The following is an 18,465-nucleotide window of genomic DNA, read 5'->3' on the forward strand; positions in this document are numbered from 1 at the left end:
GGTCCTCACGCCTTGTGCAATGTGTAGAACAGCGACATCTGCGGCTGGAAATCCTTCCAGTTGCTGCGCAGCGCGCTGACCGGATAGCTCGCGCCCAGCGGAATGTAGGGCACGTCCTCGAACACCTGCAGCTGGATCTCGCGGCAGATCTTCTTCTGCGCTTCCAGGTCGGGCGCGTTGAACCAGTCCAGGCGCAGCTGCTCCAGGCGTTCGCTGGTGGGCCAGCCGAACCAGGCCTGCTTGCCGTTGCCGCGCAGCGGCAGGTGGCCCGCCGGATCCAGGTTGTTGGGGCCGGTGTTGCCCGTGAACGCCACGCTCCAGCCGCCCGCCGTGGGCGCCTCCTGGTTGTTCCTGCGCTGCACGGCGGTGCCCCAGTCCATGGTCTGCAGGTCCACCTTGAAGCCCAGGCGCTTGAACAGGTCCGCCGTCACCAGGGCGGCGGCGTGCCAGGTCGGAAAATCCACCGGGTCCAGCAGCACCACGGTCTCGCCGTTGTAGCCGGCCGCCTTGATGGCCGCGCGCGCCGCGTCGATGTCGCGCTTGCCGGTCAGCTTGTCCATGCCCGCGTCGCTGTCCATGGGCGAACCCGGCACGAACACGCCGCAGCGGTCGCTCCAGTACTCCGGGAAGTCGGCGCCGTTCATCGCCGTCATGTACTCGGTCTGGTTGACCGCGCTGAGAACGGCGCGGCGGATCGCCGGGTTGTCGAACGGCGCGTGCAGATGGTTAAAGCGCATCACGCCGATGGTCGGCAGGCTGCGCTTGACCAGACGGATGTTGGGGTCCTGGCTCAGGATGGGCAGGAAGTCGCTGTCCACCATCTCGACGCCGTCGACCTCGTTGGCCTGCAGCGCCGCGATGGCCGTGGCGCGGTCCGGGATGATGTGCCAGTGCACCTCGTCCACGTGCGCCAGCTTCGGGCCGGCCGTGAACACCGGCTTCCTGTCGTCCTGGCGCGGCGCATAGCCCGCGAACTTCTCGTACACCACGCGCGAACCGGATACCCATTTGCTGGCGGCAAACGTGAACGGGCCGCTGCCGACCATTTCCTTGACCTGTTCGGTCTCCGGCAGTTTCGCCAGGCGTTCCGGCATGATGCAGGCCATGTTGCCGGACTGGCGGCCCAGCGCGTGCAGGATCAACGGGAACGGTTTCTTGAGCTGGAACTGGATCGTCTTGTCGTCCAGCGCGGTCAGCGACTCGGTCGCCTGCATCAGGGACCGGCCCATCAGGTCCTTCTTGGCCCAGCGCTGGATGCTGGCCACCGCGTCCTGCGCGCGCACCGGGGCGCCGTCATGGAACTTAAGCCCGTCGCGCAGCGTGATCTTCCACAGCAGCCCGTCATTTTCGCTGACGTGGCCGGCGGCCATCTGCGGGCTCGGCAAGTACTGCTCGTCCAGCCCGTAGAGCGTGTCGAACACCAGCTGGGCGTGCACCTGGGTCATGGCCACGGTGGTGAACATGGGGTCCAGCAAGGCCAGGTCCGCCTGGGGCACCCAGCGGAACGACGATTTCGCGGGCGCGGCCCACGACAAGCCGGGCAAGGCCCAGGCGGCCGCCGAAGCGGAAGAAGCCAGCAGAAAATTCCTACGATCCATTTTCTATCTCCGGGATAAAAAGGAAAAAAACGACGTCCTGTTGCCGCTAGTACGCGCCGCCGATACGGTGCCGCGCCACGAAATGCCCGTCTCCCACCTGCACCAGCGGCGGCACCACGGGCTCGTCGCCCACGGCGCGCGCCGGGCTGGGCAGCTCGCTGAGCTCCAACGTGGCGCGGCGCCGCGCGGCGGGGTCCGCGATGGGCACGGCCTGCATCAGCTTCCGGGTGTAGGCGTGCTGCGGATTCTCGAAAATCGCCTGACGCGGGCCGATCTCGACGATCTGGCCCAGGTACATCACCGCGACCCGGTGGCTGATGCGCTCCACCACCGCCATGTCGTGCGAGATGAACAGGTAGCTCACGCCCAGGTCGCGCTGCAGGTCGATCAGCAGGTTCACGATCTGCGCCTGGATCGATACGTCCAGCGCGGACACCGATTCGTCCGCGATCAGCACCTTGGGATCCACCGACAGCGCCCGCGCGATGCAGATGCGCTGGCGCTGGCCGCCGGAGAATTCGTGCGGCCAGCGCCGCATCATCGAGGCGTCCAGCCCCACTCTTTCAAACAGTTCGGCCACGCGCCGGTCCGCCTGCGCGCCGCTGTGCAGGTTGTGGATCAGCATCGGTTCCTTGACGCATTCCCCCACCCGCATGCGCGGATTCAGCGAAGCGTAGGGGTCCTGGAACACGAACTGCATGTTCCGGCGCAGCGCCAGCAGCGACGCGGCATCATCCTGGCGCACGGGCTTGCCTTGGAATTCGATCGTGCCGCGCGAGGTCTTGGCCAGCCGCAGCAGCGAACGCCCCGTCGAGGTCTTGCCGCAGCCGGACTCGCCCACCAGCGACAGCGTCTCGCCGGCGTGCAGGTTAAAGCTGACCTGCTCCACCGCGTGCACCCGTTTCTTGACGCGGGCGAACACGCCGCCGCGCACGTCAAAGCGCGTCACCAGGCCGCGCACGCTCAGCACCACCTCGTCCTTGGCCGCGCGGGCGGGCGGCTTTTCCGCCTGCCCGGCGTCCCCGTCGGACAGCAGCGGAAAGCGCGCCGGCAGCGCGGTGCCCCGCATCGCGCCCAGCCGCGGCACCGCCGCCATCAGCGCCTGGGTGTACGGGTGCCGCGGCGACTTGAACAAGCCCTGCACATCGTTGTTCTCGACCACGTCGCCCTTGCGCATGACCATGACGCGGTCCGCCACCTCGGCCACCACGCCCATGTCGTGCGTAATGAAGATGACGCCCATGTCCATCTCGCGCTGCAGCTCGCGGATCAGCTGCAGGATCTGCGCCTGGATCGTCACATCCAGCGCCGTGGTGGGCTCGTCGGCGATCAGCAGCGCCGGCTTGCAGGACAGCGCCATCGCGATCATCACGCGCTGGCGCATGCCGCCCGAGAGCTCATGCGGATAGCGCCCCATGATGGCCGCGGCGTCCGGAATGCGCACCTGGTCCAGGATCCGGCGGGCCGCGGCCGCGGCTGACCTTGCGTCGCCAGGCTGATGCAGCCGGATCGCCTCGACGATCTGCGAGCCCACGGTGAACACCGGGTTCAGCGAAGTCATCGGCTCCTGGAAGATCATGCCCAGGTCGTTGCCGCGCATGGCGCGCATGCTGTCCTCGGAGGCCGCCACCAGGTCCACCGGCTGTCCGGGGCCACGATGGAAGGTCATGCGCCCGCTTTCGATGCGGCCGCCGCCGAATTCCACCAGCCGCATGACCGCCAGCGAAGTCACCGATTTGCCCGAGCCGGACTCGCCCACGATCGCGAGCGTCTCGCCGCGGTCCACGTGCAGGCTCAGCGACTTGACTGCACGGAATGCGCTGTCGCCGCGGCCGAAGGCAATCGACAGGTCCTCGATCTCCAGCACGCGCCGGTTCTGTGTCGTTGTCGTGTTCATCGTTCAGATCCTCTTGGCCATGCGCGGATCCACCGCGTCGCGCAGTCCGTCGCCCAGCATGTTGATCGCCAGGATCGTGATGGACAGGAACACCGCCGGGAAGGCGATCAGGTGCGGCTTGATCTGCCACAGCGCGCGCCCTTCGGCCATGATGTTGCCCCACGACGGCACCGACGGCGGCACGCCCGCGCCGATGAACGACAGGCTGGCCTCGGCCAGGATCGCCACGCCGCAGATATAGGTGGCCTGCACCATCAGCGCGGCCAGCGTGTTCGGGAAAATGTGCCGCAGCACGATGCGCAGGCGGCTGGCGCCCGCGGCCACCGCCGCTTCCACGTAGGGCTGTTCGCGCAGCGTCAGCACCAGGCCGCGCACCAGGCGCACCACCCGCGGCACCTCCGCGATGGTGATCGCGATGATCACGTTCTGCAGGGACGCGCGGGTCAGCGCGATCAGCGCGATGGCCAGCAGGATCGTCGGGATCGACATGAAGCCGTCCATGATGCGCATCACCACCGCATCCACCCAGCGCACGAAACCCGCCGCCAGGCCGATCAGCACGCCGATCACGGTGGACAGCGCCGCCACGGTGAAGCCCACGATCAGCGACACCCGCGCGCCGTATATCACCCGCGAATACACGTCGCGTCCCAGCAGGTCGGTGCCGAACCAGAACTGCGCATTCGGCGAGCGCGTGCGATGGATGGGAGACAGCGCCGTCGGGTCCACCGTTCCCAGCCAGGGCGCGCACAGCGCCACCAGGAACAGCAGCAGGAGCAGCGCGCCGCCAACGGCGGTGGTCGGATGCCGCTTCAGAAAGCCGGTAAAGGTATTCATCAGTACTTGATCCTCGGGTCAAAGGCGCGGTAAAGCAGATCGACCAGAAGGTTGACCAGCACGTACATGAAGCTGAACAGCAGGATCACGCCCTGGATCACGGGGTAGTCGCGCCGCAGGATGGCGTCGACCACCAGGCGCCCCAGGCCGGGAATGGAGAAGACCGTCTCGGTCACCACCGTGCCGCTGATCAGCAGGGCAACGCCGCTGCCGATGACGGTGATGATGGGCACCGCCGCGTTCTTCAACGCATGGCGGAACAGCAGGCCGCGGTTGCCCACGCCCTTGGCGCGCGCGGTGCGCACATAGTCCTGGCTCAGGGTTTCCAGGAGCGTCGCCCGCGTGATGCGTGTGATCAGCGCGACGTAGACGCTGCCCAGCGCCAGCGCCGGCAGCACCAGCGTATGCACGGACGCCCAGAAGCCCGTGGAAAGCGGCGCATAGCCCTGCACCGGGAACCAGCGCAGCTGCAGGCCGAAGACCCAGGCCAGCAGGTAGCCCACCGCGAACGAGGGCACGGAAAAGCTGAACACCGCCAGCACCATGATGCCGCGGTCCTGCACGCGGTTGTGCTTCCAAGCGGCCAGCGCGCCGATGGGGATGGCGACGGCGACCGAGACGATCAGCGTCATCAGCATCAGCGAAAACGTCGGCACGAGCCGCTGGCTGATCATGTGGCTGACGGGCAGCCCGGTGAACAGCGACGTGCCCAGGTCGCCGTGCAGCACGTTCCAGCCCCATTCGCCGAAGCGGTGCAGGAACGGCTGGTCCAGGCCCAGCGTCGCGCGGATGCGCGCGATGTCCTGCGGCGTGGCGTCCTCGCCGGCCAGCAGCGCCGCCGGATCGCCCGGCGCCAGATCCAGCAGGCCGAACACGAAAAGCGCGACGAACAGCATGACGGGCAGCGTCATGAGCAGCCGTCGCAATGTGTACGAAAGCATTGATTCCCCTTGTCTAGTACCGGCCAGGTACGGTGCCTGGCCGTGATCCCGAAATGTCGCCTTGCCGGACAGCGCAAAACGACTTGCGGCGAATTCTAGATAGCGGGGAGGGTTCCAACCATATCAATATTTTTAAAAAACCGTTGCCTTTATTAGATACCTTCGCGCAGAGGCTTACGGTGGCTGGATATGCGTCCGGCCGGCATCGGCGGCGGCTAGGGAATTCCCCTAGCGAAAAGCGGCCGCAAAATTCAGCGTGGCCTGGCGCTGTGCAGAATCGCGGCGCGGAACTCTGTCATCAAGGGCGACCAGGTGGTGGCGTGACGGGAAATCAGCGCAATGCGGCGTTGCAGCGGCTTGCCCAGGACAACCGGCAACACCGCGATATCCCGATCTCCGTCCAACGCGCTCTGGGGCGCGACCGCCAGCAGATCCGAATGCGCCAGGAGTTCCAGCGTGCCCTTCGAGAAATGCTCCACTTCGAGCGCGGCCGCCGGCAGGTCCAGGCCGGCCTCGGCATAGCGCGCATCCAGCGCCTTGCGTGCAATGGACGTGGGCTTGGGCAAGATCCAGCGCTGGCCTTGCAGATCGTGCAGCGACAGTTTGCGCCGCGCGGCCAGCGGATGCTTGCGGCTCGCGGCCACGCACAGCCGGTCTTCCAGAATGGGCTCCTGCTGCAGGGCCGCGGGCACGTCGGCATATATGGGCGTGACGGCCAGATCCAGCTTGCCGCTGGCGACCTGCTCGTTCAGGTCGTCCGACAGCCCCTGCGTCAACTGGATGCGCAAGGCGGGCCGGCGCGGCATAAGCACCCGCAGCGCAGGCATCACAATGCTGTCCACGGTGGCCCCCGTTGCGCCGATGCGCAAAAGCCCCGCTTCCCCGACCCGCAATTCCATCGCGTGCCTGACCGCATCGCGGTATTCCGCCCAGAGCTTTCTTGCGTGCTCCAGGAACACCAGCCCCGCCGATGTCAGGCGCAGGCCGCGCCCGCTGCGGTCCAGCAACGCAAGCCCCGTGTCCGCCTCCAGCCGCTGCAGCGATTTGGACAGCGCCGGCTGGCTCACGCCGCAGGCCGCGGCGGCCCGGTCCAGGTTGCCGTGCTCGACGGCGGCCAGGAAATACTCGATGTCACGCAGCGACAGATTCATAACTTATATTTATTGAAATACTCAATATCTGGAATATTACGTCCGGCTCCCGCTCCTAGAATGCCTGGGATCAACCCGAGCATTCCGAGAGGCGCAGCGCAATGGACAAGAAGCCGAATATCGTATTGATCGTGGCCGACAACCTGGGATGGGGAGAACTCGGCTGCTACGGAGGCGGCGCCCTGCGCGGCGCGCCCACCCCGCATATCGACCGGCTTGCCGCGCAAGGCCTGCTGCTGCATAACTTCAATGTGGAAAGCGACTGCGTGCCCACGCGCTCCGCGCTGATGAGCGGCCGGCATCCGATCCGCACGGGCTGCCTGCAATCCGTGCCGCCGGGCCTGCCGCAAGGCTTGGCGCGCGACGAGATCACACTGGCGCAACAGCTCTCGGGCCAGGGCTACGCCACCGCGCACTACGGCAAATGGCACCTGGGCGACGTCCCGGGCCGCTATCCGTCCGACCGCGGCTTCGACGAGTGGTACGGCATCCCCCGCACCACCGACGAAAGCCAGTTCACGGCCTCGGTCGGGTTTGATCCGTCCGTCGCGGACATTCCCCACATCATGCAGGGCCAGGCAGGCGCGCCATCGGAAAACGTCAAGGTCTACGACCTGGACACGCGGCGCGGCATCGACGCCGAACTGGTGGACCGGTCCATCGGCTTCATGCGCAAGCACGCCGAAGCCAGCCGACCGTTCTTCCTGTACCTGCCCCTGGTGCACCTGCACTTTCCCACCCTGCCGCACGCGGACTTTGCCGGCCGCACGGGCGCCGGGGACTTTGCGGATTCCATGGTCGAAATGGATCACCGCGTCGGCCAGATCGTGCAGGCCGTGGACGAGCTGGACCTGCGCGACGACACCGTCTTCATCTTTTGCAGCGACAACGGCCCGGAATACCGCAGGCCCTACCGCGGCACCGCCGGGCCGTGGAGCGGCACCTACCATACCGCGATGGAAGGCAGCCTGCGCGTGCCCTTCATCATCCGCTGGCCCGGCCGCGTGCAGCCGGGCCAGGTATCCAACGAGATGGTCCACGTCACCGACCTGTACACGACGCTGTCGCGCATCGGCGGCGCGGCCATCCCGCAGGACCGGCCCATCGACGGTATCGACCAGACCGGATTCTTCACGGGCGCCAGTCCGACTTCCCTGCGCGAGGGCTTTCTGTTCTACATCAAGAACGACCTGCGCGCCGTCAAATGGCGCGACTGGAAGCTGCACTTCTACTGGGAACCCGAGGTCAACGAAGGCAAGGGAAAATTGGAGTCGCCCTACCTGTTCAACCTGAAGCAGGACCCCAAGGAAGAAAGCGACATCCTCATCTTCAACACCTGGGTGCTCGGCCCCATCCTGAAAATGGTGCAGGCGTTCAACCAGTCGTGCGCCGCGCATCCGAACACCCCGCCCGGCAAGCTGGATCCCAGCTGAGGCCAGGGCGGCTTGCCTGATAGAAGAACACAAGGGGAAAACATGAACTTCGCTATCCGATGCTGTGCAATGCTGCTTGGCATTGCCCTGCCCGCCGCGGCAGCCAGCGCGGCGGACAACAAGCTGGATTGGCCGGCCAGGCAGATCACCTGGGTGGTCGGCTTCGTGCCGGGCGGAACCGCCGACGTGCTGACCCGCATCGCCGCGCAGGAACTCGCGCGCAAGACGGGATTGAACGTCATCGTGGAAAACCGCCCCGGCGCGTCCGGCGCCATCGCCCTGCAGCTGGTGGCGCGCAGCAAGGCCGGCGACGGCTACCTGCTGACCGTGCCGGGCCCCCTGATCTATCCCACGCCCCAGCCCGAGATCGGCCGCGAATTGGCCCCTGTGATGCTGATGGCGCAAGGCCCGATGGTGATCGTCGGCCCCGCGCGCGACGCCCGGGACAGCCTGCAGGACGTGCTGGCGGACGCCCGGCGCCGGCCCGAGGCCTGGAGCTACGGCAGCTCCGGCAACGGCACGTCGCAAAACCTGGCGGGCGAATTGCTCAACCAATACGCCGGCACCCGCATCGTGCACGTGCCGTACAAGGGCGGCGGCCAGGCGGTGGCGGACGTGGCGGGCGGCCAGATCCCGCTGGCCATCCTGGGGTCCGCGCCGGTGATGCCGCAGATCAAGGCCGGCGCATTGAAGGCGTACGCGGTGACGACGCCGTACCGGCTGGACAGCCTGCCCGACGTGCCGACGGTTGAGGAATCCGGCTTCAAGGGCTACGCCGCCAGCCAGTGGTTTTCCGTGGCGGCCAGCAAGGCCATCCCCGGCGAGCAGCTCGACGTGATCAACACCGCGCTGCGCGCCGCCGTGGCCACGCCGGAGTTCAAGGCCGCGGTCGACAACGCCGGGATGCTGGCCGGCGGCGGATCGCGGGACGACTTGCTGAAGTTCATCGACGCCGACAACGCCAAATGGAAGGAGCTGATCGACAGCGGGGCGGTGAAGCTCGCGAATTGAGCTGAGCGCGCAAATACTCTGGCCGGCGCCAAGGCTGCTCCTGTCCCTTGCCCCCGCATCCCTGCAGACGGCACGGTTCCGCATGAAGTCGTGATTTTAATGTCCGACAACGACTGGGGCATTATTCGCGCATGGCGCGAGTACTTGGGTATTACCCAGGTTGAAATCGCTTCACGCCTGGGCATCCGCCAGCCCAGCTATGCTGCGATGGAGGCGCAAGGCGCGAAGACAAAGAGAATTACGCGTGAACGAATTGCTGCGGCGCTGGGAGTGCAGTTTGACCAGATCGACGTCTGACCTTTCCTGCGCCCACCCCGTCGCCATCGACCCCGATCAAGTCGGCGAATATCCGGCCATGACCAAATCCGGCGGCGGCTACTTTTACGATGACGTGCTGGAATACCGCGTGTGGGTGCATCCGCATGCGGGCGGCGAGGATCTGCATGACGGCGATGACTATTACTACGCCTTCGCCACGTTTGAAGAAGCCGCGGAATGCTCGGATGAAACGCCTGGCGCCGAGAAACCGCTGGTGCTGGTGCGGCAGTTCGAGTCCATCAACGAGCCGACGCCGGGCGTCTTCGAGCATTACACCGCCGAGCGGATCACGGAATGGCGCGTGGAATGGCTGGCGGACTGCAAGCGCACCGCGGCGTCCATCCCCGACTTCCTGAAAAGCCGCGCACACTGATGCGCCCGGCATGGAATCGGACGGCCGCCAAAGGCCGCCTGATTCCGCCGATGCGTCAGCTCATGTACACGCCGCCGTTGATGGCGTAGTTGGCGCCCGTGACAAAGGCCGCCTCGTCCGACGCCAGCCAGGCGCACAGTCCGGCCAGATCCTTGGCCGTGCCCAGCCGTCCCACCGGCACGCTTTCGATGATGCGGTCCAGCAGCGCCGGCGGAAACGCCTTGACCGTGTCGTCGGCGATGAAGCCCGGCGACACCAGGTTCACCGTCACGCCGCGCGCCGCGACCTCCTGCGCCAGCGAACGCGTAAAGCCGATGACCGCGCCCTTGGCCGTGGCGTAGTTGATCTGGCCGATCTGGCCTTTCTCGGCCGCGACCGAACCGATGTTGATGATACGGCCCCAGCCGCGGTCCGACATGCTGTCGACCACCTGCCTGGTGCTGTTGAACAGCGTGTCCAGGTTGCTGCGCAGCACCGCCGACCAGTCGGCATAGCCCATCTGGCGAAAGCGCATGTCCAGCATGGAACCGGCGTTGTTGACCAGCACGTCGATCTCGCCGACCTCGCGCCGCACCTTGGCGAACGCGGCCTCGGTGGACGCCCAATCGGTGGCGTCGCCTTCGGAGGCGATGAAGTCAAAGCCCAGGGATTTCTGTTCCTTCAGCCAATGGTCCTTGCGGGACGAGCGCGGGCCGCAGCCCGCGATAACGCGATGTCCGGCATGATGCAGCGCCTGGCAGATCGCGGTGCCAGTGTGGCCCATTCCGCTGGTGACGTAAGCAATGCGCAAAGCCATGAACGTTCCTTTATGAGAAATGCGGCAGGCGCCGCGGATCAGGCGGCGGATCCCACCAGCGGGAACAGGCCGAACGCCAGCGCCGCCGCCAGCATCACCAGGCAGACCATCGTGGCCCACTTCAGCGCGTAGCGCTGGTGGTCCCCGAATTCCACGCCGGCCAGGCCGACCAGCAGATAGGTGGACGGCACCAGCGGGCTGAGCAGGTGCACGGGCTGGCCGATCAGCGACGCGCGCGCCATTTCCACGGGGGAAATCCCATAGCCCTGCGCGGCTTCGCTCAGGATCGGCAGCACGCCGAAGTAGAAGGCGTCGTTCGACATGAAAAACGTGAACGGCAGGCTGACCAGCGCGGTGATGCCGGCCAGATAGGGGCCCAGCGCGTCCGGGATTACGGCGAGCAGGCTGCGCGACATGGCTTCCACCATGCCGGTTCCGGAGAGAATGCCCGTGAAGATGCCGGCCGCGAAGATCAGCGACACCACCGACAGCACATTGCCCGCGTGCTGCGCCACGCGGCGGCGCTGCTCGGCCAGGTTCGGATAGTTGATGATCAGCGCAACCGCGAACGCGATCATGAACAGCACCGGCAGCGGCAGCACGCCCAGCACCAGGCTCACCATCAGCGCCAGGGTCAGGCCGGCATTCACCCACAACAGGTGCGGGCGGCGCAGGTCCTGGTCCACCTCGATCTCGGGCAGGTTCTTGGGGCCGTCTTCGTCGTAGCCGGCGTGCAGCGATGCGCCCGCCGGCAGCGACAGCACGCCCAGGCGGCGCCGCTCGCGCAGGCCCAGGAACACCGCCAGCACCAGGATCGCCACGATGGACACGCCCATGACCGGCACCAGCGGCACGAAGATGTCGCCCGCGTCCACATGCAAGGCGCTGGCGGCGCGCGCCGTCGGCCCGCCCCAAGGGGTCAGGTTCATGACGCCGCTGGCCAGCATCGCCAGGCAGGTCATGGACAGCGCGTTCATCTTCAGGCGGCGGTACAGCGGCAGCATCGAGGCGACCACGATCATGTAGGTGGTCGAACCGTCCCCGTCCAGGGAGATCACCAGCGCCAGCACCGTGGTGCCCACCACGATCTTCAGCGGATCGCCCTTCACCGCGCGCAGGATGCGGCCCACGATGGGGTCGAACAGGCCGGCGTCGATCATCACGCCGAAGTACAGGATGGCGAACATCAGCATCACGCCCGTGGGCGCGATCTTGCGGATGCCGTCCAGCATCATCTTGTCGATGCCGGCGCCAAAGCCGCCCAGCAAGGCGAAGATAATGGGGACAAGGATGAGCGCAACCAGCGGCGACAGGCGCTTGGTCATGATCAGCGTCATGAACGTGATCACCATGCCGAAGCCAAGCAGGGTCAGAAGCATGAGGGTTATCTCCGACTAGTCGTTGTTATGTGTGGCTGCCTCCGGCGGGGGAAGCAGGAGCGCAAGACTAGGAAGAAAAGCTGTCTGGAACCTGTCGTTTTTCAAAAGCCGCTGCCGCCGCAGGGCCTTTATCCGCCGGGCCGCCCCAAGGAAAAAGGAGCCCCCTCGGCGGGCACAGAGCCCACCCCGTAGGCGAAGCGTGGGGGCCCGCAACACATGCGACAATCGCCAGATGCGCATCTTGGTAATCGAAGACGATGAGGATCTGGCAGACGCACTCGTACGCCGACTGCGTCGCCTTGGCCATGCCGTCGACTGCCAGAACGACGGCATGAGCGCCGACGGCGTCCTGCAGTACGAGACCTTCGACCTGGTCATCCTGGACATCGGCCTGCCCCGCATGTCGGGCTTTGACATCCTGCACCGCCTGCGCGACCGCGGCAGCAAGACGCCCGTGCTGGCGCTGACCGCCCGCATCGACATCGAAGACCGCGTCCACGCCCTGGATACCGGCGCCGACGACTACCTGGCCAAGCCCTTTGATTTCCGCGAACTCGAAGCCCGCTGCCGCGCCCTGCTGCGCCGGCCCAGCGCCCAGGCTGCGGGCGTCCTGCGCTTTGGCGAACTGGTCATCGACAGCGCCGCGCGCCAGGTCACCCTGGCCGGCCAGCGCATCGAGCTGCCCAAGCGCGAATACAGCCTGCTGGAGATCCTGCTGGCCGGCATGAACCGCGCCGTCAGCAAGACAGAGATCGCCCACAAGCTCTTCGCCTTCGACGACGAGGCCGCGCCCAACGCCATCGAGGTCTACATCGCCCGGCTGCGCCGCAAGCTGGAAGGCTCGCCGCTGCGCATCGAAACGCAGCGCGGCACCGGCTATCTGCTGACGGCCGCCGACGAAGCGGACAGCGCCGCACCCAGGGAATAAGCCCGTGCAGCACCGCCGTGTCTCCGTCCGCCGCCGGCTGCTGGCCATGCTGTTCGCGCTGTTCGCGGTCGGACTGGGCGCGCTCTACCTGCTGGTGCGCGGCTACGCCCATCAAACCGCCGACACCACCTACGACCAGCTCCTGCGCGCCTCCGTCCTGTCCATGGCCGACAGCCTGCAGCTGGTGCAGGGCGAATGGCAGATGGACATGCCCTACGCCGCCCTGGCGCTGCTGGAACAGGCCCCGCGCGACCGCGTCTTCTACCGGGTCGCCGCTGCCAGCGGCGCCCTGATCTCCGGCTATGCCGACCTGCCCGCGCCGCCCGTCCGCAACAACGCGGACGCCGCGGCCTCTCCCCAACTGTATGCGGCGTCCTACCAGGGCCAGCCGGTGCGCATCGCCTGGATGGAACGCAAGATCGCCGGCCCCCGCGAAACCGAGACCGCCGCCATCCAGGTCGCGCAGACGCGCGAGGCCCGCAACGCGCTGGCCGACAGCATTCTGTGGCAGGGCACCCTGGCGCTGATCGGCTTCACCGCCGGCGTGCTGGCGCTGGCCTACTGGGGCCTGCACCGGTCGCTGTCGCCCATCCAGCGCGTCGAACGCGAGCTGGCCGGGCGCAGCGCGTCCGACCTGCATCCCATCGCCGCCCCCGTGCCCGAAGAGCTGGACATGCTGGTGCATTCGCTGGACGGCTTCATGGCCCGCCTGTCGGAAAACCTGGACACCCTGCGCCTCTTCATCGCCGAGGCCGCCCACCAGCTGCGCACGCCGCTGGCGGCGCTGCACGCGCAGATGGAAGTGGCGCTGGACGAAGAAGACCCCGCCGAACAGCGCCGCAGCCTCCTGGCCGTGCTGCGCAACGCCGAGAAACTGTCCCGGCTGGTCAATCAGCTGCTCAGCGACGCCAGCGTCATCCACCGCAGCAACGTGAAGCAGTTCCAGCCCGTCGACCTGGCCGAACTGCTGAGCCAGGCCGTGTATGACACCGTCCCGCAAGCCGATCCCCAGCCCGACGTCCGCCTGCGCCTGCCCGACGCCGACGCCGGCCATCCGCCAACAGTCCTGGGCGACAGCCTGATGCTGCGCGAAGCCTTCAAGAACCTGATCGACAACGCCCTGCGCCACGGCGCGACGGAAGACGGCCACATCGACGTCGTCCTGGAGCGTCAAGGCGGCGACTGGCGCATCGCCGTATCCGACCAAGGCCCGGGCATTCCGCCCGCGCTGGCCAACACCGCCTTCGAGCGCTTTGCGCGCGGCCCCAACCCTCGCGCCCCCGGCGCCGGCCTGGGACTGTCCATCGTCAAGCGCGTCGTCGACATCCACCGTGGCAAGCTCAGCCTGAGCAACCGGGTGGGCGGCGGCCTGGACGCCGTCATCACGCTGCCGGCCCAAACCCATGATGCGTAACGCCCTGCCCTTCCTGCGTTTCCTGGCCGCCTTGGCCGCCCTGGCGCTGGCCGCCGCCGGCCACGCCGCGGAAGTCAGCGGCAGCGGCCTGACGCTGGGTCCGGCCGACAGCAAGAACGTGCTGGTCGTGCATGCCTCCAACAGCGTGCAGGTGTTTCGCGGCGTGCTGGAAGACTTCAGCAGGCTGAACCCTTCCGTACGCCTGGAGTACACCGAGCTGTCCACCCAAGCGCTCTACAGCGACACCGTAGCCCGGGCGCGGAACGCGCCCGCGTCCCGGACCGGCCCCGATCTTGTCATCAGCAGCGCCATGGACCTGCAGACCAAGCTGGTCAACGACGGCTACGCCCGCGTCCACATCTCGCCGGAAACGCGGGCGCTGCCAGGCTGGGCCAACTGGCGCGATGAGGTCTTCAGCATCGGCACCGACCCCATCGTCATGGTCTACAACACGCGGATGCTGGACGCGGCCCGCGTGCCGCACACCCGCCGCGAACTGCTGTCCCTGCTGCAGGCGCCCGACCAGCCCCTGGCCGGCCGGATCTCCACCTACGACGTCCAGGGCAGCGGCATCGGCTATCTGGCGGCCACGCAAGACACCCGGCTGGACAGCATGGCCGGCGCGTTGCTGGCGGCCTTTGGCCGCAACGGCGTCGCCATCCATGAATCCACGGAGCATGCGCTGGACAAGCTGGAGCGCGGCGAGATCACCCTGGCCTACAACCTGCTGGAGTCCTACACACGCCACCGCATCGACCAGGGCGCGCCGCTGGCCATCATCTATCCGCAGGACTACACGCTGATGCTGTCGCGCTCCGCGATCATTCCCAGGCAGGCGCCTCGCGGCGACCTGGGCGCGATGTTCCTGGACTACCTGCTGTCGCCCCGCGGCCAGGAGATGCTGGCCCGGCAATCCGGCATGCGGCCCGTCAGCGCCTCGGTCGTGCCCGCCGCGGGCGTGCGGCCCGTGCCCCTGGGCGTGGGGCTGCTGGTGTATCTGGACCCCTTGAAGAAGCGGCACTTCCTGGATGTCTGGCGGGCGGCGATCTTCCCGCCGAAGTAGACCGCCCATGCGCCGCCAACCCGCGCTGCGCATGCCTACCTGAGCGCCACGCTCATGCCGCCGTCCGCCATCACCACCGCGCCCACGATGTAGCTGGCCTTCTCCGATGCCAGGAATGCAATGACCTCCGCGATCTCGCGCGGTTGGGCCGCGCGCCGGATCGGCGCGTTCTTGCCATGCTCGGCCAGGAACGCCGGCCCGTCTGCATGGATATGGTTGGCGATGTTGGTGACGACGTCGCCCGACCCCACGGCGTTCACGCGTATGCCATGTTCAATGGCTTCCAGCGACAAGGCGCGCGTCAACTGCGCCAGCGCCCCCTTGGATGCGGCATAGGCCGCAATCGTCGGGAAGGCCTGGTAGCACGCATAGGAACCCACGTTCACGATGGTTCCCTGCCCGGCGGGCGCCATCATCCGCATGGCCTCGCGAGAGAACAGGAATGCGCCGGTGGAATTGACGGCCTGGATGCTGTTCCAATCGTCCAGCGTCATCTCGATCACGGGCTTGTTGATGATGATGCCGGCGTTGTTCACCAGAATGTCCAACCTGCCGTAGCGGTCCTTCGCTGTCTTCGCCGCCCGCACGGCGCTCTCTTCCTGGGCAACGTCGGCGACCAGGGGTTCGACGCCAGGACGCGCAAGCGCCTGCACGTCGTCATTCCGGTCCACGGCCACCACGCTGGCGCCCTGGGCGTGCAAAAGTTCCACCGTGGCCAGGCCGATCCCGCTGGCCGCGCCGGTCACGATGGCCACCTTGCCGGCGAAGGGCTGATCCGCAGTATTGAATGTCGTCATGCTGGAAAATCTCCGAGTTGAAAATCAATGCGCGCCGGCCAGTGGCCCGCGGCCCATGACTGAATGCTAAGGAAGGCGCCCTTCCACGCGAATACATGGCCCTATCGCACCATTGCCTGTTTCTATCGGATTCGATTTTTTCCGGGTGCATTGCCGGTAGAATTTTCCCGATCAGAAACGATTCCAAGGACGCCCCATGACGGCCGTTGCCAACCCGATTTCCGGGCAAATGGTTGCCCTGATCGAACGCCTGGCGCCCAACGAGGGCTATAGCCTGTCGGTGTTGGACGGCGTGCGCTTCATGCGTTCGGACCGCCCGCTGGGACGCACGCCCGTACTCTACGAACCCAGCATCGTCATCGTGTGCCAGGGCCGCAAGCTGGGTTTTCTGGGCGACCAGGTCTATGTGTACGACGCGCAGCACTATCTGGTGCTGTCCGTGCCCCTGCCCTTTTCCACTGAAACCCAGGCAAGCAAGGACGAGCCCATGCTGGCCGTATCGATCCGCCTGGACCTCACCGCCGTCGCCGATCTGATCCTCGCCATCGACGCCCGCGCCGGCACGCCGCAAGACGGCGTACCGCTGGGCATCGTGTCCACGCCGCTGGCGGGCGACCTTGCCGACGCCACCCTGCGGCTGCTGCGCGCGCTGTGCTCTCCCCTGGATGCCGGCATCCTGGGCCCGGCCCTGGTGCGCGAAATCTGCTATCGGGTGCTGGTCGGCGAGCAAGGCGGCGCAATGCGGGCGGCGCTGGCCCACCAGGGCCGCTTTGGCCGGGTGGCCAAGGCGCTGCGCCGCATCCACACGGATTACTCGCAGCCCCTGGACGTCGCGAACCTGGCGCTGGAGGCGGGAATGAGCGTTCCGGCATTCCATGTCAACTTCAAGGCGGTCACCCAGACATCGCCGATCCAGTACATAAAGTCAACGCGGCTGCACCAGGCCCGACTGATGATGATCCGCGACGGCCTTACCGCCGCCTCCGCATCCGCGCGCGTCGGCTACGAAAGCGCCTCGCAGTTCAGCCGTGAATTCAAGCGGTTCTTCGGCCGCACGCCGGTCGAAGAGGTGCGCGACATGAAGGCATCGTTCGCCCTGTCGCCCGCGGCGGGGATCGACGCGTTTGCGGCCAGGCACTAAGGACGCCTGCAAGCCCGCGGCGCACTGATTGAAATATCCCGGTGCCGCCGCATCAGCAATGAGCGCGCCGCGCCCCCACGCCCCGAAAACAAGCGTTTTTTCTCCTTGAGCGCGGATTTGCGAGGATAATTTCTCCGTGGGACCCGCGGCGTCGGCGACCATCCATGCCCCGCCGCGCCCCCATCCGCTCTGATCCGCAGCAGCCAGGCGCCGCCACGCCATATCCGGGCCGGCGCCACCTACAACCATCTGTGACACGTAGCATCGATTACGTCTGACCCAGAGTTGGAGGCACGACATGCCCGATCATCAAATCGCCTTGCGCCGCGCGATCGAGGCCGTAGACCACCTGACCGATCCCGAGCCGCCCTGGCACGACGTTCTGCGGACGGCCCGCGATCTGGTCGGCGCCGACAGCGGCACGCTGATCGTCTTCGACGCCAGGAACAAGCTGCTGACCCTGTCCGCCATCGGCTTCTCCGATGCGTGCTTCGCGGATTACCAGGGGCACTACTGCAACTGCGACATTCTTGAACAGGATTCCCGTCAGGCGCCCGCGGGCACATGGCTGGACACCGCGCGGATGTATAACAGCGCCCAGCTGCAGCGCACCGAGTTCTATTCGGACTTCATGGTCAAGCACAACATGGCGCAGCTGATCTCGCTGATCATCGAGGCCAACAGCGTGCTGCACGCCTCCATCGGCTTTCAGCGCGCATCCGTCGACCACAAGGCCTGCGACCGCCTCCAGTCCGGCGACTTCGCGCAGTATTTCCGCGCGCTGCGCAGCCAGCTCGCGCAGCGCGAAAAAAACCAGGCCCTTGGATGGCGCTCGGTCGAAAGCGCCTTCTCGGAAGTGCAGGAAGCCGTGCTGCTGATCAGCAAGGACTCCGTGGTGGAAAAAATGTCCGCGCTGGCCGGGGGCTACCTGGACGACGCCTGCGGCTGGACCGTGCGCGGCGGCCGGCTCCGCCATGCCGACCACAAGGTGCAGCGGCTGTTCGACGCCTATTGCGCCGCGGTCGCCCGGGACGGGCGGATGCGGTCTCTGGCCACGGCCTCCGGCTGGGGCGAGTTCTTCTGGGTCGACATCAGCGTCGCGCCGGAAATGCTAAGCCTCATCGGCGGCCGGATGCTGTTGATGCGCATGCGCAAGAAAAGCGCATTCTCCATGCCCGACATCGACAAGCTGGAATCCGTGTTCGCCATCACCCACGCCGAAGCCGCCGTCCTGGCTGGGCTGGCCGCCGGGCACAGCGTGGAGGAAGTCGCCACGCTGCGCCATGCCTCGGTGCTCACCGTGCGCAAGCAGGTGGCCTCGCTGCTGAACAAGATGGAATGCAGCCGCCAGTCCGAGCTGGTCAGGCTGGCATCGCTGCTGTAGGCGG

Annotated in this window: 17 protein-coding genes; 9 read left to right on the forward strand and 8 right to left on the reverse strand. The window is 66.8% G+C overall.

The window, feature by feature from the left end:
• Positions 1 to 5: 5 nt before the first annotated feature.
• From ACFWP0_RS18695 to ACFWP0_RS18715, 5 genes are all read right to left on the reverse strand, one after another.
• Complete coding sequence (locus ACFWP0_RS18695; RefSeq protein ID WP_377844486.1) at positions 6 to 1,598, reverse strand: ABC transporter substrate-binding protein; 1,593 nt, start codon at positions 1,596 to 1,598, stop codon at positions 6 to 8.
• A 46-nt stretch (positions 1,599 to 1,644) separates the two neighbouring features.
• On the reverse strand, positions 1,645 to 3,495 hold the full coding sequence (locus ACFWP0_RS18700; RefSeq protein WP_377844488.1) for a dipeptide ABC transporter ATP-binding protein: 1,851 nt from the start codon (positions 3,493 to 3,495) through the stop codon (positions 1,645 to 1,647).
• Positions 3,496 to 3,498: 3 nt separating this feature from the next.
• Positions 3,499 to 4,332, reverse strand: a complete 834-nt coding sequence (locus ACFWP0_RS18705; RefSeq protein WP_008159307.1) for an ABC transporter permease — start codon at positions 4,330 to 4,332, stop codon at positions 3,499 to 3,501.
• Positions 4,332 to 5,273: an ABC transporter permease gene (locus ACFWP0_RS18710; protein ID WP_377844490.1), complete on the reverse strand. Its 942-nt coding sequence runs from the start codon at positions 5,271 to 5,273 to the stop codon at positions 4,332 to 4,334. Before ACFWP0_RS18710 ends, ACFWP0_RS18705 begins: the two co-directional genes overlap by 1 nt.
• Positions 5,274 to 5,524: 251 nt before the next feature.
• Positions 5,525 to 6,424, reverse strand: coding sequence for a LysR family transcriptional regulator (locus tag ACFWP0_RS18715; protein WP_377844492.1), 900 nt, complete (start codon positions 6,422 to 6,424; stop codon positions 5,525 to 5,527).
• A gap of 101 nt (positions 6,425 to 6,525) precedes the next feature.
• Here ACFWP0_RS18715 and ACFWP0_RS18720 point away from each other — a divergent pair, with 101 nt between their 5' ends.
• From ACFWP0_RS18720 to ACFWP0_RS18735, 4 genes are all read left to right on the forward strand, one after another.
• Complete coding sequence (locus ACFWP0_RS18720; RefSeq protein ID WP_377844494.1) at positions 6,526 to 7,857, forward strand: arylsulfatase; 1,332 nt, start codon at positions 6,526 to 6,528, stop codon at positions 7,855 to 7,857.
• A 42-nt stretch (positions 7,858 to 7,899) separates the two neighbouring features.
• Positions 7,900 to 8,868: a tripartite tricarboxylate transporter substrate binding protein gene (locus tag ACFWP0_RS18725; RefSeq protein WP_377844496.1), complete on the forward strand. Its 969-nt coding sequence runs from the start codon at positions 7,900 to 7,902 to the stop codon at positions 8,866 to 8,868.
• Between the two features lie 99 nt (positions 8,869 to 8,967).
• The gene (locus ACFWP0_RS18730; RefSeq protein ID WP_377844498.1) at positions 8,968 to 9,165 is read left to right on the forward strand and encodes a helix-turn-helix domain-containing protein; all 198 of its coding nucleotides are present in this window, start codon (positions 8,968 to 8,970) and stop codon (positions 9,163 to 9,165) included.
• A complete protein-coding gene (locus ACFWP0_RS18735; RefSeq protein WP_377844500.1) occupies positions 9,113 to 9,559 on the forward strand; it encodes a GCN5 family acetyltransferase in 447 nt (148 codons plus the stop codon). Before ACFWP0_RS18730 ends, ACFWP0_RS18735 begins: the two co-directional genes overlap by 53 nt.
• Positions 9,560 to 9,614: 55 nt before the next feature.
• On the opposite strand, the gene ACFWP0_RS18740 is transcribed toward ACFWP0_RS18735, so the two are convergent.
• Together ACFWP0_RS18740 and ACFWP0_RS18745 are read right to left on the reverse strand one after the other, a co-directional pair.
• A complete protein-coding gene (locus tag ACFWP0_RS18740; RefSeq protein WP_377844502.1) occupies positions 9,615 to 10,355 on the reverse strand; it encodes an SDR family oxidoreductase in 741 nt (246 codons plus the stop codon).
• A 38-nt stretch (positions 10,356 to 10,393) separates the two neighbouring features.
• Positions 10,394 to 11,734, reverse strand: coding sequence for a CitMHS family transporter (locus tag ACFWP0_RS18745; protein ID WP_377844504.1), 1,341 nt, complete (start codon positions 11,732 to 11,734; stop codon positions 10,394 to 10,396).
• A 232-nt stretch (positions 11,735 to 11,966) separates the two neighbouring features.
• Between ACFWP0_RS18745 and ACFWP0_RS18750 the strand changes: the two genes are divergently transcribed.
• From ACFWP0_RS18750 to ACFWP0_RS18760, 3 genes are read left to right on the forward strand one after another with little or no spacing between them, the layout of a single operon-like run.
• Positions 11,967 to 12,662 (forward strand): response regulator, encoded by a 696-nt coding sequence (locus ACFWP0_RS18750; protein ID WP_377844505.1) that lies wholly within the window; start codon positions 11,967 to 11,969, stop codon positions 12,660 to 12,662.
• Between the two features lie 4 nt (positions 12,663 to 12,666).
• Positions 12,667 to 14,076, forward strand: a complete 1,410-nt coding sequence (locus tag ACFWP0_RS18755) for a sensor histidine kinase N-terminal domain-containing protein (RefSeq protein WP_377844508.1) — start codon at positions 12,667 to 12,669, stop codon at positions 14,074 to 14,076.
• Positions 14,066 to 15,139, forward strand: a complete 1,074-nt coding sequence (locus tag ACFWP0_RS18760) for an ABC transporter substrate-binding protein (protein ID WP_377844510.1) — start codon at positions 14,066 to 14,068, stop codon at positions 15,137 to 15,139. The genes ACFWP0_RS18755 and ACFWP0_RS18760 overlap by 11 nt, the downstream gene beginning before the upstream one ends.
• Before the next feature lie 35 nt (positions 15,140 to 15,174).
• Here the strand turns inward: ACFWP0_RS18760 and ACFWP0_RS18765 are convergent, their stop codons facing one another.
• The gene (locus ACFWP0_RS18765) at positions 15,175 to 15,936 is read right to left on the reverse strand and encodes an SDR family NAD(P)-dependent oxidoreductase (RefSeq protein WP_377844512.1); all 762 of its coding nucleotides are present in this window, start codon (positions 15,934 to 15,936) and stop codon (positions 15,175 to 15,177) included.
• A gap of 196 nt (positions 15,937 to 16,132) precedes the next feature.
• Between ACFWP0_RS18765 and ACFWP0_RS18770 the strand changes: the two genes are divergently transcribed.
• Positions 16,133 to 17,077, forward strand: coding sequence for an AraC family transcriptional regulator N-terminal domain-containing protein (locus ACFWP0_RS18770; protein ID WP_377844514.1), 945 nt, complete (start codon positions 16,133 to 16,135; stop codon positions 17,075 to 17,077).
• Between the two features lie 298 nt (positions 17,078 to 17,375).
• Positions 17,376 to 18,461, forward strand: coding sequence for a LuxR family transcriptional regulator (locus ACFWP0_RS18775; protein ID WP_377844517.1), 1,086 nt, complete (start codon positions 17,376 to 17,378; stop codon positions 18,459 to 18,461).
• Positions 18,462 to 18,465: the final 4 nt, after the last annotated feature.

Source organism: Achromobacter sp. NPDC058515, assembly GCF_042721735.1.
In the GTDB taxonomy this organism is placed as follows: Bacteria; Pseudomonadota; Gammaproteobacteria; order Burkholderiales; family Burkholderiaceae_B; genus Achromobacter.

What these genes read in the sequence shown, in the direction of transcription:
- ACFWP0_RS18695 (WP_377844486.1), bottom strand. Translation starts at nt 1,598, where the DNA reads ATGGATCGTAGGAATTTTCTGCTGGCTTCTTCCGCTTCGGCGGCCGCC.
- ACFWP0_RS18700 (WP_377844488.1), bottom strand. Translation starts at nt 3,495, where the DNA reads ATGAACACGACAACGACACAGAACCGGCGCGTGCTGGAGATCGAGGAC.
- ACFWP0_RS18705 (WP_008159307.1), bottom strand. Translation starts at nt 4,332, where the DNA reads ATGAATACCTTTACCGGCTTTCTGAAGCGGCATCCGACCACCGCCGTT.
- ACFWP0_RS18710 (WP_377844490.1), bottom strand. Translation starts at nt 5,273, where the DNA reads ATGCTTTCGTACACATTGCGACGGCTGCTCATGACGCTGCCCGTCATG.
- ACFWP0_RS18715 (WP_377844492.1), bottom strand. Translation starts at nt 6,424, where the DNA reads ATGAATCTGTCGCTGCGTGACATCGAGTATTTCCTGGCCGCCGTCGAG.
- ACFWP0_RS18720 (WP_377844494.1), top strand. Translation starts at nt 6,526, where the DNA reads ATGGACAAGAAGCCGAATATCGTATTGATCGTGGCCGACAACCTGGGA.
- ACFWP0_RS18725 (WP_377844496.1), top strand. Translation starts at nt 7,900, where the DNA reads ATGAACTTCGCTATCCGATGCTGTGCAATGCTGCTTGGCATTGCCCTG.
- ACFWP0_RS18730 (WP_377844498.1), top strand. Translation starts at nt 8,968, where the DNA reads ATGTCCGACAACGACTGGGGCATTATTCGCGCATGGCGCGAGTACTTG.
- ACFWP0_RS18740 (WP_377844502.1), bottom strand. Translation starts at nt 10,355, where the DNA reads ATGGCTTTGCGCATTGCTTACGTCACCAGCGGAATGGGCCACACTGGC.
- ACFWP0_RS18745 (WP_377844504.1), bottom strand. Translation starts at nt 11,734, where the DNA reads ATGCTTCTGACCCTGCTTGGCTTCGGCATGGTGATCACGTTCATGACG.
- ACFWP0_RS18750 (WP_377844505.1), top strand. Translation starts at nt 11,967, where the DNA reads ATGCGCATCTTGGTAATCGAAGACGATGAGGATCTGGCAGACGCACTC.
- ACFWP0_RS18760 (WP_377844510.1), top strand. Translation starts at nt 14,066, where the DNA reads ATGATGCGTAACGCCCTGCCCTTCCTGCGTTTCCTGGCCGCCTTGGCC.
- ACFWP0_RS18765 (WP_377844512.1), bottom strand. Translation starts at nt 15,936, where the DNA reads ATGACGACATTCAATACTGCGGATCAGCCCTTCGCCGGCAAGGTGGCC.
- ACFWP0_RS18770 (WP_377844514.1), top strand. Translation starts at nt 16,133, where the DNA reads ATGACGGCCGTTGCCAACCCGATTTCCGGGCAAATGGTTGCCCTGATC.
- ACFWP0_RS18775 (WP_377844517.1), top strand. Translation starts at nt 17,376, where the DNA reads ATGCCCGATCATCAAATCGCCTTGCGCCGCGCGATCGAGGCCGTAGAC.